General features: G+C 59.8%; 13 protein-coding genes and 2 pseudogenes. 6 read left to right on the top strand and 9 right to left on the bottom strand.

The genetic code is table 11. The annotated features are described in order from the left end of the window. Positions 1 to 376: 376 nt before the first annotated feature. From OKW41_RS01540 to OKW41_RS01530, 3 genes are read right to left on the bottom strand one after another with little or no spacing between them, the layout of a single operon-like run. Entirely contained in the window at positions 377 to 1,000 is a 624-nt protein-coding gene (locus OKW41_RS01540; protein WP_429571304.1) for a hypothetical protein, read from the bottom strand. A gap of 1 nt (position 1,001) precedes the next feature. Beyond that, positions 1,002 to 1,862 carry a hypothetical protein gene (locus OKW41_RS01535; RefSeq protein ID WP_429571303.1) on the bottom strand — a complete coding sequence of 287 codons (861 nt, stop codon included), beginning with the start codon at positions 1,860 to 1,862 and terminating at the stop codon, positions 1,002 to 1,004. Positions 1,863 to 1,899: 37 nt separating this feature from the next. Further along, complete coding sequence (locus OKW41_RS01530; RefSeq protein ID WP_429571302.1) at positions 1,900 to 2,649, bottom strand: hypothetical protein; 750 nt, start codon at positions 2,647 to 2,649, stop codon at positions 1,900 to 1,902. 1,317 nt (positions 2,650 to 3,966) lie between these two features. On the opposite strand from OKW41_RS01530, the gene OKW41_RS01525 reads away from it, so the two are divergent. The 3 genes and pseudogenes from OKW41_RS01525 to OKW41_RS01515 all read left to right on the top strand — a co-directional run bounded on the left by OKW41_RS01525 (position 3,967) and on the right by OKW41_RS01515 (position 5,340). Beyond that, positions 3,967 to 4,275, top strand: a complete 309-nt coding sequence (locus OKW41_RS01525) for a hypothetical protein (RefSeq protein ID WP_429571301.1) — start codon at positions 3,967 to 3,969, stop codon at positions 4,273 to 4,275. Beyond that, a pseudogene (locus tag OKW41_RS01520) lies at positions 4,268 to 4,609 on the top strand (site-specific integrase); the annotation flags it as partial. The gene OKW41_RS01525 and the pseudogene OKW41_RS01520, both read left to right, overlap by 8 nt. Before the next feature lie 152 nt (positions 4,610 to 4,761). Next, the gene (locus OKW41_RS01515; RefSeq protein ID WP_429571436.1) at positions 4,762 to 5,340 is read left to right on the top strand and encodes a hypothetical protein; all 579 of its coding nucleotides are present in this window, start codon (positions 4,762 to 4,764) and stop codon (positions 5,338 to 5,340) included. A 446-nt stretch (positions 5,341 to 5,786) separates the two neighbouring features. On the opposite strand, the gene OKW41_RS01510 is transcribed toward OKW41_RS01515, so the two are convergent. From OKW41_RS01510 to tnpC, 6 genes are all read right to left on the bottom strand, one after another. Continuing rightward, positions 5,787 to 7,715 carry an AAA family ATPase gene (locus OKW41_RS01510; RefSeq protein WP_429571300.1) on the bottom strand — a complete coding sequence of 643 codons (1,929 nt, stop codon included), beginning with the start codon at positions 7,713 to 7,715 and terminating at the stop codon, positions 5,787 to 5,789. Positions 7,716 to 7,799: 84 nt separating this feature from the next. Continuing rightward, positions 7,800 to 8,144, bottom strand: a complete 345-nt coding sequence (locus OKW41_RS01505) for a hypothetical protein (RefSeq protein WP_429571299.1) — start codon at positions 8,142 to 8,144, stop codon at positions 7,800 to 7,802. A 132-nt stretch (positions 8,145 to 8,276) separates the two neighbouring features. Further along, on the bottom strand, positions 8,277 to 8,564 hold the full coding sequence (locus OKW41_RS01500) for a hypothetical protein (protein ID WP_429571298.1): 288 nt from the start codon (positions 8,562 to 8,564) through the stop codon (positions 8,277 to 8,279). 779 nt (positions 8,565 to 9,343) lie between these two features. After that, positions 9,344 to 9,712 (bottom strand): calcium-binding protein, encoded by a 369-nt coding sequence (locus OKW41_RS01495; RefSeq protein ID WP_429571297.1) that lies wholly within the window; start codon positions 9,710 to 9,712, stop codon positions 9,344 to 9,346. 30 nt (positions 9,713 to 9,742) lie between these two features. Next, positions 9,743 to 10,231, bottom strand: a complete 489-nt coding sequence (locus OKW41_RS01490; RefSeq protein WP_429571296.1) for a hypothetical protein — start codon at positions 10,229 to 10,231, stop codon at positions 9,743 to 9,745. 14 nt (positions 10,232 to 10,245) lie between these two features. Next, entirely contained in the window at positions 10,246 to 11,769 is a 1,524-nt protein-coding gene (gene tnpC / locus OKW41_RS01485) for an IS66 family transposase (RefSeq protein ID WP_429571295.1), read from the bottom strand. Between tnpC and OKW41_RS01480 the strand changes: the two genes are divergently transcribed. The 3 genes and pseudogenes from OKW41_RS01480 (at position 11,744) to OKW41_RS01470 (ending at position 13,969) form a co-directional block, all read left to right on the top strand. Beyond that, positions 11,744 to 12,121 carry an FAD-dependent monooxygenase gene (locus OKW41_RS01480; RefSeq protein ID WP_429571294.1) on the top strand — a complete coding sequence of 126 codons (378 nt, stop codon included), beginning with the start codon at positions 11,744 to 11,746 and terminating at the stop codon, positions 12,119 to 12,121. The two genes, tnpC and OKW41_RS01480, sit on opposite strands and share 26 nt — an antisense overlap. Continuing rightward, positions 12,010 to 12,645 carry a hypothetical protein gene (locus OKW41_RS01475; protein WP_429571293.1) on the top strand — a complete coding sequence of 212 codons (636 nt, stop codon included), beginning with the start codon at positions 12,010 to 12,012 and terminating at the stop codon, positions 12,643 to 12,645. The genes OKW41_RS01480 and OKW41_RS01475 overlap by 112 nt, the downstream gene beginning before the upstream one ends. Further along, positions 12,630 to 13,969, top strand: a pseudogene (locus OKW41_RS01470) (MFS transporter). Before OKW41_RS01475 ends, OKW41_RS01470 begins: the two are co-directional and overlap by 16 nt. Positions 13,970 to 14,137: the final 168 nt, after the last annotated feature.

The following is a 14,137-nucleotide window of genomic DNA, read 5'->3' as shown; positions in this document are numbered from 1 at the left end:
TGTTCGTATGCACGAACTTGAATGAATACGGGCGCAGCATAGCATTCAGTTTCTGGAAATGTGTGGGGGTTTTATCGATCGATTGAGTGGGCGGACGGTCGCTGAGTCGTCGCGGATTCGGCGGGTGTACAAACACGCGGCAAGGGTGCCGGATTCCGCGCGTCTTGAGGAGGGTGCGAAATCCAGAAGGATGGGTGTATGTCATGGCCAACAGCCAACGAGTGCGCGACGGACGCAACTTGGTTGGACTTGCGGTGTGAGCGGAGTCTCGGCAGAGGCTCGTTGGTTCGGCCGTCGAGGGCCTGTCCAGGCGAGCGTTTAGAGGCGCCGCGTAAACGTCGAGATGACGACGGTCACTGAACTGACCGTCGGTGCGTCAACGGAAGAAGGATGACAGGGAAATCGGGCCGTGCGTGTGTTGGGCCGCGATGAAAACCAGTGCAGCGGCCGAAATCACAGAGGCGACTGCCAAGACAAGTGTGGCGAAAGACTTCGCTTCGATAGCGAATCGGCGGGCGTGAACGAACGTTAGCTTCGCAAAATACGCGCAGTTCCTGAAAGGCGATGCTGCGATCGGGCGTGGTGGTAGAGGGGGGAGCCCATTTGCAGCCGCCGCTATTTCCTTCAGTTGGCGATGAAATGTTTCCTGCTGATTGGCGGAGAGGGCGCGCCACTCGGTCGTTGCCGACGATGCGATTTCCCGCATCTTTGTCTCCGCGGAGGTCGCGATCTCTCGCGACTCCGCGACCGACCTCTCGTGAAGTTCGTCCACGTATTTCTCGAGCGCGACGTACCCGTTTGTATGTACATCGCGCCCGATGGTTGTGCCGAGTTCTCTGATGTCGGCACGCCACAACTTGACGACCCCGGCAATATCCTCCGCCGATTGCCCGATGCTTTTGGCCCTATCGTCAATCGTGGTCTGGATGTGCAGCAACTCATCTCGCGTCGTCTGAAAGCCATCGAAAATCGCGAGGTAGTCAAAGGGGTCCTTCAGCATCTTACGCCTTCACTGTCGAAAGCTTATCAGTGGAGGGGTGCTTGCCCGCCTCGTTCCTGGACTCTTCCGCCGCGGCTGCCCCGCTCTGCTTAACAGTGGGGAGGGCGGGTGCTGGAATCACGGGGCCGATGTTCAATGCCTTGAACAGCAGATCCGAAAACATGATCGTCGGCTTCAAGGATGCCTGAGCCATGCGGTAGGCGGCGGTTTTTGCGCGAGCCATGGTCTGGCCATCACTTACCGTCGCTTTCAGGCGCGCTGTGTGATCCGTGGTGTCTGCAAGTAATTCTGACCAACTGATGTTGTTGAAAGCCATCTGGTCGAAAATCGGCAGGTCGGGCATGTTGCACTCCGGGTTGACGTTGATGCGCGGGTCGACTCGGGCAGCAGCAAACACGGTCTCGTACTGTTGTTCGATGGTCAACTCCGTTATCGCAGGCCTCGATTTGTTCAGCACGATGCGAACCCTTTCGAGGTCCATGCCGAGTTTTAAGAAGTGAAGGATCGTTTCGATCGCGTCCTGTTGAGAGCGCTCCTGGGTATCGGTTACCACGACGAGGTAATCGAAAAACGCGATGGTATTACCGAGAGCCAGGTTCCGGACGAAGGGCACGTAGTTCGATGCGCCGAGGTCCGTAACAGTGTTCTTGCCTTCGTCGGTGGCTTCGATCACGTATTCCATATAGGAACCGTACCGTTCCGCCGAGAAGCGTTTCACCTTTTGAGCGTAGCGCGCGCCGGCTGCATTTTCAGTTTCAATCGCTATTACCTCGTCGCACCCTAATCGCGGTGCGATCACAACAGACGAGATCGTGCTCTTGCCTACGGTGCCCGCTTTGGACGCGACGAAAAAATTTGCCATGTGCTGCCTCTGATAAGAGTAAGAGAAGAGTTCGGTCCTACTGCCGGTTGCGCAATTTCATTCGCGCTGCGAAGAAGTCTGGTGTTTCGAAGTCGACGGACTTGAACAGGTCAGTCAATGGGTTGGCCCCTATGTCAGGTTTCTCCGCAATAGTTGATGCGAGCGAAGGAGCCTGAGCGACCTCAGTCGAATCATATGGTGCGTCAATATCTGCTTTCTGGGGGAATGCGTGGTGTTCAGCATCACCTTTCGAGTCCGACAACGGCGGAGATCCGGTGGGTCCCGCGGGCACGTCGCCGTGTGGCGTGCGGTTCATTGATGGTCGGTCACTGCGCGCTTCGCTCGATGCTCCGCCAACGACAGCATCGCGATCCGAATCAGCGTGTGTTGTTGCGGAAGTTACGCCATCCGTTCGCACTTTCGGCGCAACGATTTGAACAGAATCGTCAGGGGCCCTGCTCACCGGAGTTGCATCACGGCGCCCCGGGTCAGCCTGCTGAGGTAGTGGTTGTGCACGTTTCGTAGACCGTTGCACGTCCGCGTGCGGAGCATCCTGCAGTGCATTGCGTGCTTTTGACGGTTTGGTGGCGCCATATCGATAGGGGTGTCGTTCGAAATATCTGTTGACGGCTCGGCCCGAAATCTGAACGTTGCATAGGGACAGGAAATCCGCGATTCCTTGATAGCTGACGCCTCTTGCTCGCAACTGACGCATTTCAGCATCGAAGGCACTGATTTTCAGACGGCGAGGGCGACGGGCGGACTGAAGGAATTCATCAACATTCATTTGATAGTCGCGTGTCTTGATTGTCTGTAAGCGGGCTTTGGAAACGCACGTCCAAGTCTGCCTTTGCGAGAGAGGCATCGCAGGGTGAAAGAACCGCGATTTAGCGCAATATTTAGCAGAAACCTTCTGGGACCGTCGGGAACCTGCTGGAACCTGTTGGAACCGTACTTTCTGGGAACCTTCTAGTTCCTTTTGGAACCTTTTCGAGAACCTTCGAGAACCTTCTAGAACCTTCTAGAACCTTCTAGAACCTTCTAGAACCTTCTAGAACCTTCTAGAACCTTCTGGAACCTTCTGGAACCTTCTGGAACCTTCTGGACCTTCTGGAACCTTCTGGACCTTCTGGAAAGGAACCTCTTGGAACTTTGTCGGAACCTCATGGGAACCCGTTGTTGGGACCTGTTTGGGTTTAAGATCGATAGGCGCGAGAAAATGGCTTGGGCTTGCGTTGAAAGACCGCGGATTCAAAAACCGCAAGGGACGTACATAGTAGAGGCGCTGCTGCGCTGTCGCCAGGCATTACTAAGAGTTGGGTGCTGCCTCTTGCGGAGATTGCAAGTCTGTGCTCTACTTCGCCCACAAGATTCAACGTGCCGCCGATGCGGCAGTAGTAAAGCCTCGTACTCGCACGAGGCGCCAGCAACACAGATATCACGCGGAGCCATCCGCGCAAAAAGTAGGATCACGCCCTCGCGGCGTTTTTTTTCGACCCAGCGGTTTCAGGGCACATTTCCGCACAGAGGCAAGGCGCAAACCCTTGACGAGTGCGGCTGAGCGGGAAGGTTCCGGTGCCTTAATGCACACATACGTGCAGCCGAATTCCCAGCCTGAACCGACCAAAAAAACGGAAGCTGTTCGTCATCCCGACGAGCCATGGATTCTTCGCGTCAGCGGGATCGTGGTAGGGCTTCGCTCGCCTGTCAGGGCGAGATAGTTAATCCCCGGAGATAAGTGCGCTATCTCAGAACCGTCCTCACTGCGAGGATGGACGCGCACAGGTTGGCTCCCCTTCAAGGGCCCGCGCCTAGCTACGGTCACGTGCTAGGTAACCCGGTAACCGTAAGGACCGGGCTTGGTGGTTAGCGTCAAGTCAGCTTCCCACGAAGAATCGCACTTTTTTAATTCACGACGTGATATGCGGGAGTTTGTCTGCCTCCTCCCTGGTGTGCTGCGACAGGCACGCCAAACTACGACCGACCGCGAGATCGGGTAGTGGTGAATGGCTAGCTTTGATGCTTGGGTCAGAGCGGATGCGCTCTACGCCCGGCCGGTGCTCAACAGGCGCGGGCGCTGCATTTCACATATGGAAGAACAGTCATGGCCAAGAACGAACGTGGTTTCGACGAACGCACCAATGACACGGGCACTGGTTTCGGTGGTGAACGGAAGGGCTGGAAAGCGGAGCTGCAAGAGCTCATCGACGCGAAGGTCCATCGGCGCACCAATAACAGGCAGGCCTCGCATCGGACGATGGAGCTCAACGCCCAGGTGCTTTTCGCCATCTTCAGGACGCTCCGCAACAAGCTAAACCGGCCGATCTATCCCCGCAACCTGGCGGAGGCGCACGTGAAGCTCTTGGCGCAGTACTGGTACGCGGAAAAACAAGGCGCCCGCGACGATGCGTAATGAGCTGTCGGTGCTTCGGAAGTTCGCTCACTGGATCGGGAAGCCGAATCTCGTGAAACCGTTGGAGTACTACCTCCCGGATGCGAGCCCAGAGCGCCTCAAGGTGACGTCCATTGCGGAAGCCACGAAGTCGTGGAGTGCGAATGGGATCAACGTCGAGGAGAAACTCCGGGACGCGTTGGAAATTGACGACCGTTTCGGGATGATGGTCGCAATGCAGCTTGCGTTCGGCCTTCGCCGCAAGGAGGCGCTTTGCATGCAGCCGTGGGTTTCCGACCAGCGCGACCTTGGGCATAACGCGATCATTGTCTACGACGGTGCGAAGGGTGGCAGACAGCGCGTCATCCCCCTTGAGTTTGAGTTTCAGATCTTCGTGCTCGACTACGTGAAGCAGCACATCGGGAAGCGCGATCGCCTCGGGTGGAAGAGGACGGTTCGCGGACTGAACTCGAACCTACAACGGAACACCGACCGCTACGGCGCTACATGGCGAAGCTGGGCATTTCGAAGGCGAACTGCTCGATGTGCGGGCACGGCATGCGGGCAGAGTACGCAGAGAACTGTGCGATGCTCGAGGGCTTTACTCCCACAACCCTGGGCGGCACGGGCGACGAATTCAGCTCTGACGAAATGAAGGTCCGGAAAAAGCGTGTGAGCGAGCGGCTTGGGCATAGTCGCGTTCAGGTTACGGCCAACTATTTCGGGCCGACGCCGAAGACCATCAAGAAAGTCGACGCTGACGAATCTGCACAGCCGGTGACGACCGAACTTGATGCGCAGACGCGCGCCGCCGGCGAATCGGCCCCGGTCTCTTCTGAGGCGGGCGGAACGGAGGTCGTGGCGCCCGCGGCAGAGGCAGGGGGCAGCGTGCGCGCGACGGCAATCGTCGGTCTGCCGGGTCCGTATTACAGGAACGCGCCGGCAGGCCGGAAGCATCCGGACGATCTTGAGACGACGCCCGCAAAGGAGAAGGCAAAGGCAAAGGCTGAAGAGGAAAAGGCGAGGGCTGCTAAAGCGCAGAGCTGCCTCGCCATAAGTCACTCCCGCCAGCCGTCTGACAGGTAGCAAAATACCCGGGGCGACGAGCCTAGCCCGGTAACGAAAGACCTGAGTCAATGCGCCGGCCAACATGATCGTCGTCGTCCACTCGAGACGCTGATCAGCCCACGATCAGGGATCCGATAGGTTCTTCAGATACCCGCGTGCGATGAAGCGGTAGAACGCACCGGCGACCAGCGACCGAAGTTGCCCAGCCTATTCAACACCCGGTGGACACGGGCCAAGTCTGTGAAAGAGGGCCGGCCGCGGATATCCTTCACATCCGGCCATTTTGAGTCGAGCGGCTGAGACTGATGTCGAATTGGAAAATGTTTTGAGCTGTTCGACAGGGCCTGTTCTGACGCGTACCTTGTCTGGCGGAGACTTCTTTGCTACGAACTGGCGGATTCACATAGATCACCGTCCATAAAGTTGAAATCGGACGGCGGTAACAGCATGGTTGCAGACACGATTCAAGCGTTCGAGACAGCGAGGGTCGAGAGTGCCGCGCGCACGTCGGCCGTAGTGATGGTGGTGGACCCGTCGTCAATATGTCGCGCTACCGCTTCATCGATGACGCGCTGAAGAGCCGTGTCCGTGTCGGCGATCGAGCGGCCCTCGAGGCCTGCAATCAGACATTCCACCGTGTGCCGCGAGATTGCAAAGGTCTCACCCGCTCTGTGCCTCAACTGAATGCGGATATACGCGGCGAGCACTTCTCGTGAAGGAACCTCGAAGCGGATCTTTTGCTCCAGACGCCCACCGCGCAGCACGGCCTGATCCAGTGCTTCGGGATGGTTGGTTACAGCAATGACCAGCACGTCCGGCACCCGGCCATCCGCCCCGTCGATCGAGGCAAGGATCCGGTTGGTAAGCGGTGCAACACTGGAAAGGCGCCGATCACCCAGTACGTCCTCCGCCTCGTCGATTAGCAAAATGCATGGGCGCAGGTCCTTTGCCTCCCGATAGAGCTTATTCCAGGCCGCATGACTGCCGAACAGCTCGGCGCCGGTGGTCTTGAGGAATGCCCAGTCGCTTGCCTTCGCGAGGGCCATTGCCGCTTGGGTCTTACCGGTGCCCGGCGGACCGTAGAACAGAACTCCGCGCGGCAGTGCTCCACCCAACTGCTCCATTCGGTGAACGTTCTTGAGCCGTCGCGTGAGGCGCTTCAGGTCATCACGTGATCCGTCGGGCATGATGATCTCATCGATTGCCTTGACTCCCTCCGGCAGGTGTCCCTTCGAGCCCTGGATACGACGCATGGCCTGCATGGCAATATCGAACGACACGGGACCTTTCCCGAAAAGTCCCTCCCGCCGCATATCGGCAAGCTGCGGTCCGACAGCCATCAGGCGTGCCGCACTGAATCCAGCCCAGCGCGCCGCGAGGCTACGGAGGGCGGACTGGTCAAGAGCATCAGGACCAAGCACCTTGCCGACCGAACGCTTCAGGATCGCTTCACGCGCTGGCAGATCCGGTGGAGGCACCTCGACCTTGAAGTCAAAGCGTCCCTCCCGGATGGCGGCCGCATCGAGCCAGGCGATGTCGTTAGTGGCGGCAACCAGCACGATGCTTGCGCCACGCAGGCGCACAATCTCCGTGAGCATTGTGTTGGTGAGGTCGCGATCCATCGAATGGGTCTGGTCGCTGCGTGACTTAATGAAACCATCCATTTCATCGATTAGAAAAACTGCCTGCCGCAAGCGCGCTGCCTGAGCAAAGGCAGCCTTCACGCGTTCGGGCGTTTCGTTGATCCATTTCGACGCAATGTCCTGGTAGGAGATCGATAAAAAGGGGATGCCCAATTCGCCAGCGAGCGCTTCGGCAAACATCGTCTTGCCGTTACCCGGCTCCCCCGACAGCAGGATCCCGTTTCTGGCCCGCTCCGGGTGGGTGAGGATATCGCGTGCCACGTTGAGCAGTCGTGCCTTGACGTCAGCCATGCCTGTGATAGCGTCAAAGCCGAATCTCGCACGAAGTACGCGGTCATCCAACGAATATGCGTGCTGGGCCGACACCTGCTCCGCATCACGCTGAGCTGTTGAACCCTGCGGCGACGAGGGCGCTCTCCCCGGAAGCGCGGACGGGCGCCCCCGGCCATACCGTCGGTATCCCGCAGCCAGAATCATCCAGAGCGCCGCACCGCCCCCTAGCACGGCAGTGGTGTGCAACGATGCGTGGCCGAGAACGGCAACCAGCAGCACGACAGTGGCCATTGCCATCAGTCGGCGAGCGAGAGGGATGCGGTAATGAAGCATGAGCGCCACGCAAACACAGACTACTACGATGACGATCACCCAAATGTTATCGAAATGGAGCGCGAACCCGAGGCCGAAGCCTGCGCCACATCCAATCAGGAGCGGCGGGCAGTCACGGGCGGTGGAAAGAATGGCGTCCTTCATGGACAGTTCTCCGTGGAAGGGATCTCAGCGAAGGCGGACGAACAAGGAGGGGCACGGTCAATGGCTCGCCTCGCGAAACATCGGCTATTCGAGGTCCTCGAGCGTCTCGTAGATGTCGTTGCGGATGAGTTGGGCCAGTTCATTACGCTCGAAAAACGCCCCAGTGACAAATAGCGCTGCGAAAGCGATAGCACCGTCCCTCAGCAGCTCGATGACGCCGAGGGGCAAACCGTTCGTCAGCGCGGGCCACGCGGCCTGCAGTTGGTTAAGGCCTAGCACGACACCAAGGCAGGACGTGAAGGCCATCGTATAGGGCGAGATGAACAACAGGACGGCGGCGCTGTTCCAGAACGTTCGCACAGGCAGGGGCAGGCTTGCGTGATCCGGATGGATAAAATTGAAGAACGACTGCTGCTGATCGTTATGCATGACAAGCTCCAGAAGTATTGGAAGGAATTGACGTGTTGGAAAAGGATTTGCCCGGCCCGGTGAAGTGGAAGCGTCGGGGCGGGACAGAGCCAGGTTCGCATTGGCTCGCGCAGACGCAAGTGCACACGCAATCTAGCGAAGCGCAAGAAGGGGACGGCCGCGGCGGTGTAGTCGCATGCGCACCATCAATCCTCGCTGGCGTGTCCGTCGACGTACCGGCTCGAACACCCGGCGCTGGCTCGCACGCAGGAGACGTCGCTGCCGGGCGATCGGGCGCCCGAGGGCCGCACTGATGCGGCGATGCCAAGCCTCGATCACTTCAGGCGGGATGCTGGTGTCGATGTAGCCGGTCGCCCCCGAGTCGGTGACAATCTTGACGACCTCGCGCCCGTTCTCAGCCGTAAAGCGTGTGGTTTCCATTTGAGACCTCCGTACTATCGATGTGTTTATTTCCGCGTGTGACGCCGTATCCATCGTGCGACGACGATCAGCGGCATGAAGAAGTCTGCGAGGCACTGGCAGCATTCCTCGACAAATACCTGCCATAGCCGGTTCCCTGAGTTACTCATTGCGATGTCCTTGCGGGTGGTCGTGGTAAGGCGTCTACACGTCCTTTAGGTCATGGATGTCCGTCGGCCAGAGGGCTGACGGAACTGACAATGGCAGTGACGGCACGAGGCAGACCGGACCGGCTTGAATGCAGAAAAGCGCACCCCGCCTGCCGGTCCCTGCGAACTTCACTGCAGGGACAGGCTCAGGATCGCACGGGCATTTGCCAACGCAAGTCGGCTGTGGGCGATGGCCGGAGGGCGCACAAGCGTCAGGAACATTTCAATCCAATGAAGCCCTGTTACCGAAACACACCGCTCCACGAACAGCGACACCTTTTCGCGGCGATCGATGCGGCGCTAGGGCGCAGTTTCCGGGCGAACGCAGAGTAAGGACGACCAGTCGCGAGATGCCATAGCGCCGACACGTCGCAGATGCGGTGCAGCCCCCGGTGTCCAGTGTCGATCTTGGCGCGGTGCATGAAGCCGCTATGCTGCGGCTTTTTGCGGCCGCTATGGGTGCCACGCTGGGATGTATCCGTCAGCGTAACCCGTCAGAAGTTGGAATTTAGTACGAGTCGAACAACGCCGCGAGAGATCAGGACGAGGTGAGCGAGATCCCGCTGCGACAGTGCGACGGCTCTCTGGATGTCAGAACGCGTAACCTTGATCGTGCCAGTAGTGCCAGTCAGTGACGGCGAGTCGTGTCGGTTTGTCGCTGTTCACCGGGACGATCTGAGCCAGGGGTGCCACCACGTCACGTTGGCCCCACCGGGCCCAGACGAAGATGCCAACCCGACACAGGTCTTCATGAGCGAGTCCGGTGACCGAGACGTGTTCACCCGGGTGCAGTGGTGAAGAGGCCATTGCCTGGCGAATGCAGGCCTCGAATGGAAACGAGAGCTGCTCTTCGAGATAGCAGTACCACGACATCGCCCGCTCTTCCTCGGTATAGGCGTCGACCACCACTTCCATCTCAATGCGATGTTCACGTTTTGCGTCGATCTTGGGCTTGGCCATGATGTTGTCTTCCGACCAGAGTTGATAGGGCTATAGATCGACGATACGCCGCAGCAGACCGTAGGAAACGCGCCAGTGACCCTCGGAATCTGTCACTGCAACCGAGGCCGTTTTCGAGTTGAGTCTGACGATGGTGCCGACACACTCGCTCAGGTGTTTGTCGGTGAAACCGACGGTGTCGCCGACGAGGAACTCATCGCGTTGTGCGCGCGGTGGCGGTACCGGTTCAGGATGAATCGGGGCTGCGCTATCGGGAACGATCGCCGCGTACGGTAGCGCCCAGCGGCGCCGGCTCGCATTGTCCTGAACGACCGCCTGTGCTTGCCGAAGCTCAACGACGGTTCCCTGCAATGGAGGGGCCAGCGGGTTGTCTGCGATATAACTGATAGCCATGCCGAGGTGCAGGCGCTGCCGTACTTCCAGGATGCGTCGGGGATCATCGAGCATTTTTCCGACGGCGAGATAAAGGCGATAGAGTTCAGCGCTGGGCGCCTGCCGAAGTGAGTCGAGAATGTCCATGAATGTGATGGCGTTTAACGGGCGAGCGGCAACAGTTCGTGCACGCGATTGACAGGATACGATGGCAGCTTCTCGAGCGTGTCCTTGAGCCACGCGTACGGCTCGAAACCGTTCAGGCGAGCCGTGCCGAGCAGCGAATACATCGTGGCGGTCGCGCGGGCGCCGCGCGGGGAGCCCGCGAAGAGCCAGTTCGCCCTTCCGAGGGCAATGGGTCTGATTTGCCGCTCGAGAGCGTTGTTGTCCGGCAGCAGGATACCGCTCTCAGTGTAGCGAACGAGCGCCGGCCAGTGACGTAACGCATAGCCGAAGGCCTTTGCAAGCGGCGCCTGAGCCGGCAAACCGATGACGTTGCCTTCCAGCCATTGCCGGAACAGCACGAGTAGCGGCAGTGCCTCAGTTTGCCGCGCCGCATATTTGAGCTCAGGCGTCTGGTCCTTGATCCGCGACTCGATCGCATACAACTGCGTGATCCACTGCAGCGCCTGCGCCGCAAGTCCCGGTTTGCTTTGCGCCTTCGCGATTTCGAAGAAGCGTCGGCGGCAATGGGCCCAACATCCAACCTCGACGATATCTCCGGTTTCGTAGAGTGCGCCATGTCCACTGTATGCGTCCGCCTGCAGATAGCCTTTGTACTTTTGCAGGTAGCGCAGCGGATGCGAACCGGAGCGCGACTCAGCGAATTCGAACACGACCGCCGGCGGGTGGTCAACCCAGACACCGTTCTCCTCGCGCTGCCCCGCGCCCAGGTATCCCCATAATCGTGCGGTGCGCGTCGCCGTGTGACCCTTCTCGAGTAACGGCAGCGTTGTGTCGTCCACGTGCATGCGCGGGGCCTGCAACTGGTGAGCCCGTAGCGGCGGCAGCAGCACTTCGAGCAGCTCGGCTGCCGCCAGCTTCCATTCACACAGCGTTGCCCGGGGCAGGTACACACCACGGCGCGCGTAGCGCGTCTCCTGGCGATTCAAGGGAAGATGATCGACGTAGGTATTGACCAGGATGTTAGCCAGCAGGCTCGCGCTCGCATTGCTCTTCGGCAGCGGTGAAGGCTGGGCGCTCGCCGTCACGATGGTCGACTCACCATCCTTCTTCGCCGCGTATCTGAAGCGGATATGCTCAATGACGGTGAGCCTGGATGGCTCGTAGTGCAGCGTCTCGCTGCGCTCTTCGCCGATGCATTCGAGTGAATCGAATGCCGCCTTCTGTTCGTCGCTCAGATCGTATTCAATGCGCGTGCGCGGCAGGTCCTTCGGCAGGGCAGGACGTCCCTTGCGGGTGTGGCCCGCAACCGGAACCTCGTTCGGCTCGGGCGGAACCGGTAACTCCGTAGCGGCATCGAATAGTTCCGCCTGGGCCGCCAGCCGCTCGGAGCTGACCCCGAAGCGCGCGCGGTTCGCCTGGGCAATCTGGTGCTGCAGGATTTCCAGCTGCTCCCACAGCACGCATGCCAGCCTGTTCTGTTCGAGCGCGAAGGCTTGCAGCGCATCGGGCTCGACCGGCAAGTCCGCGACAGTGATGGCGGTGGGCGGCATGCCTGTCATGATGCCCAACTCGCGCGACGTTTACAAGATCGGAGAGCGTTGTATCGAGTGCGAATTCGAGATCCTGTCGGTGCTTCCATGGGTGCGCCGCCAACTGGTGGCTGAGCGCTACTCGACGAAGCGTGTGTTCATTGCCGGAGATGCGGCCCACCTGACTTCACCGACCGGCGGCTTCGGCATGAACACTGGGATTCAGGACGCCGTCAATCTGTCCTGGAAGCTCGCAGCGATGGTGAAGGGTTGGGGGGCGAGTACCTCATGGCTTCATACGACAACGAGCAGCGGCCCATCGGCTTACGCAACGTCACCGAATTCACCGGGAATCTGCAGCGCATGCTGGCGCCGCGAGTGAAAGAGCCGCCGGCCACGCTGTTCGACGAGTGGCGGGACGGCGAACAGGCCCGCAAAGAATTTGGCCACGCTTATACCGATGCGATGAAACGTGAGTGGTTCAGCATCGGCATCCACCTCGGCTACGTGTACGAAGGCTCGCCGATCATCGTTCCGGACGGAACCGTGCGCCCGGAAGACACCGTTTCCACGTACTCGCAAACAGCCCGTCCGGGGTCGCGGGCTCCGCACGTCTGGCTGGAAGAGGGAGTGTCGACACTCGATTTGTTCGGCAAGGCATTCGTACTGCTTCGGTTTGGCGCGAATGCGCCCTCGGGGCAACGACTGGCAGATGCTGCGGCGAAAGTGGGCATGCCGCTGACATCGCATGTCATCGAGAACGACGAAGCCGCACGGCTTTATGAAACAGCACTGGTACTGGTGCGTCCCGACGGACAAGTGTGCTGGCGAAGCAACGCAGAGCCCGCCGATGCGGACGAAATCATCAACGTTGTTCGCGGCGCGACCGCATGCACGCCAGGCTGATGCCTGCGACGTCCTTATCGGTCGAGGGGACGCCGGGCTCGGCGCCAAAGAGGATGACAAAATCGCCCACCAAGGGCGGGGAGACAAACATGCAGCGAGAAATGATGACTGAACTGGATTCGGTCGCCCCAGACTCCCGACGCACGCTCACGGGACGAGCACTGTGCGTCGTCATTGGCGCCGGATTTAACCTGTTCCTCGGGACCGGGCAAGTCCTGCTGTTCAGCTCCGGTGTCTTCGTCAAGCCGATCATCGAGAGCACCGGATGGTCACGGGCCGACCTTAGCTCTGCAGTCCTGTGGGGGCAGCTGCTACTCGCACTTGCGTCCCCTGTGACAGGATTTGCCGTGGACCGATTTGGTGCCAGACGAGTGGCGTTTTTTGCCGGGCCGTCGTTGGGTTTGGGTGTAATGCTCATTGGCCTGATGTCCCGGAGCGCCGGAAGCTTCGTGTTTTTCTTTGCACTGAGCTTCCTCCTCGGTGCGGCGCAGGTGCCGGTGCCCTACGTCAAGGCTGTTGCCAACTGGTACGACAAACGCCTCGGGCTCGCGCTAGGCTCGGCGATGATATTCAGTGGTATTGGCGTGGCGTTGTTCCCCCATTGTCCGCGGCACTCATTGACGCATTCGGGTGGCGCATGGCCTACGTTGCGCTGGCGGTCATTGTCTGGGCCGTGAGCATTCCATCCGTGATGTTCCTGCTCCATAAACCACCGACAAAAAAGCATGCCGCAGATGCGGGCGCCAGCCATGCCGCCAGAATCGGGTCGGGCGAAGAACACGGCATGACGCTGCGCCTCGCCGTCCGGACGCGACCATTCTGGCTGATAGCGATCGGCTTTTACCTGATTTCGGTGGTGGTGGGCGCCGGGACGCACGTGCTCCCCATCGTTCTGTCCGACTATGGACTGAAGGCGCAGCAGGGCTCGTTTGTCATGACGATTGTCGGTGTGGCGATGATGGTCGCGCGGTTCAGCACCGGCGCCTTGCTCGATCGCATTCGTGCACCGCGCCTCACTGCGCTCGTGTTCTTCGGGGCCGCCATTGGATTCGTTTGTCTTGCCTCGGGCGTTTCCGCGATCACCGTGCCGGTTGCCGCAGTGCTGATCGGTATCGCGCTGGGCGCGGAAGTCGATGCCCTGGCGTACCTGGCGTTCCGTGTCTTCGGCCGACGGCATCTGGGCTCCGTGTACGGCGCGCTGATGGTCTGTTTCAGTGTTGGCCTGGGGTGCGGACCGGCATTGTTCGGCCAGATATTCAAGCATACGGGCAATTACCACAATGCGTTCGGACTGGCCGCCGGTGTGGCTGTCGTCGCAAGCTGACGGTGCTGGCGGTCAAGGACTCCGATCTGAATGGCTCCGCCGGGCGTCCCTATCAAGTGGACGAATAACGGATACCGGCTGCCATGATGCTAGCGGTGCACTCGCGTGTCCCTTGCTCAGCGACGGGACATCGGAAAAACCTGCGCGCGTGAACGCGCACAATTTCTG

Origin of the sequence: Paraburkholderia sp. UCT70, from assembly GCF_050434085.1 — a bacterium.
Classification (GTDB): domain Bacteria; phylum Pseudomonadota; class Gammaproteobacteria; order Burkholderiales; family Burkholderiaceae; genus Paraburkholderia; species Paraburkholderia tuberum.
The sequence above is the reverse complement of the archived record's forward strand: the minus strand, read 5'-3'. Positions and strand labels throughout refer to the sequence as shown.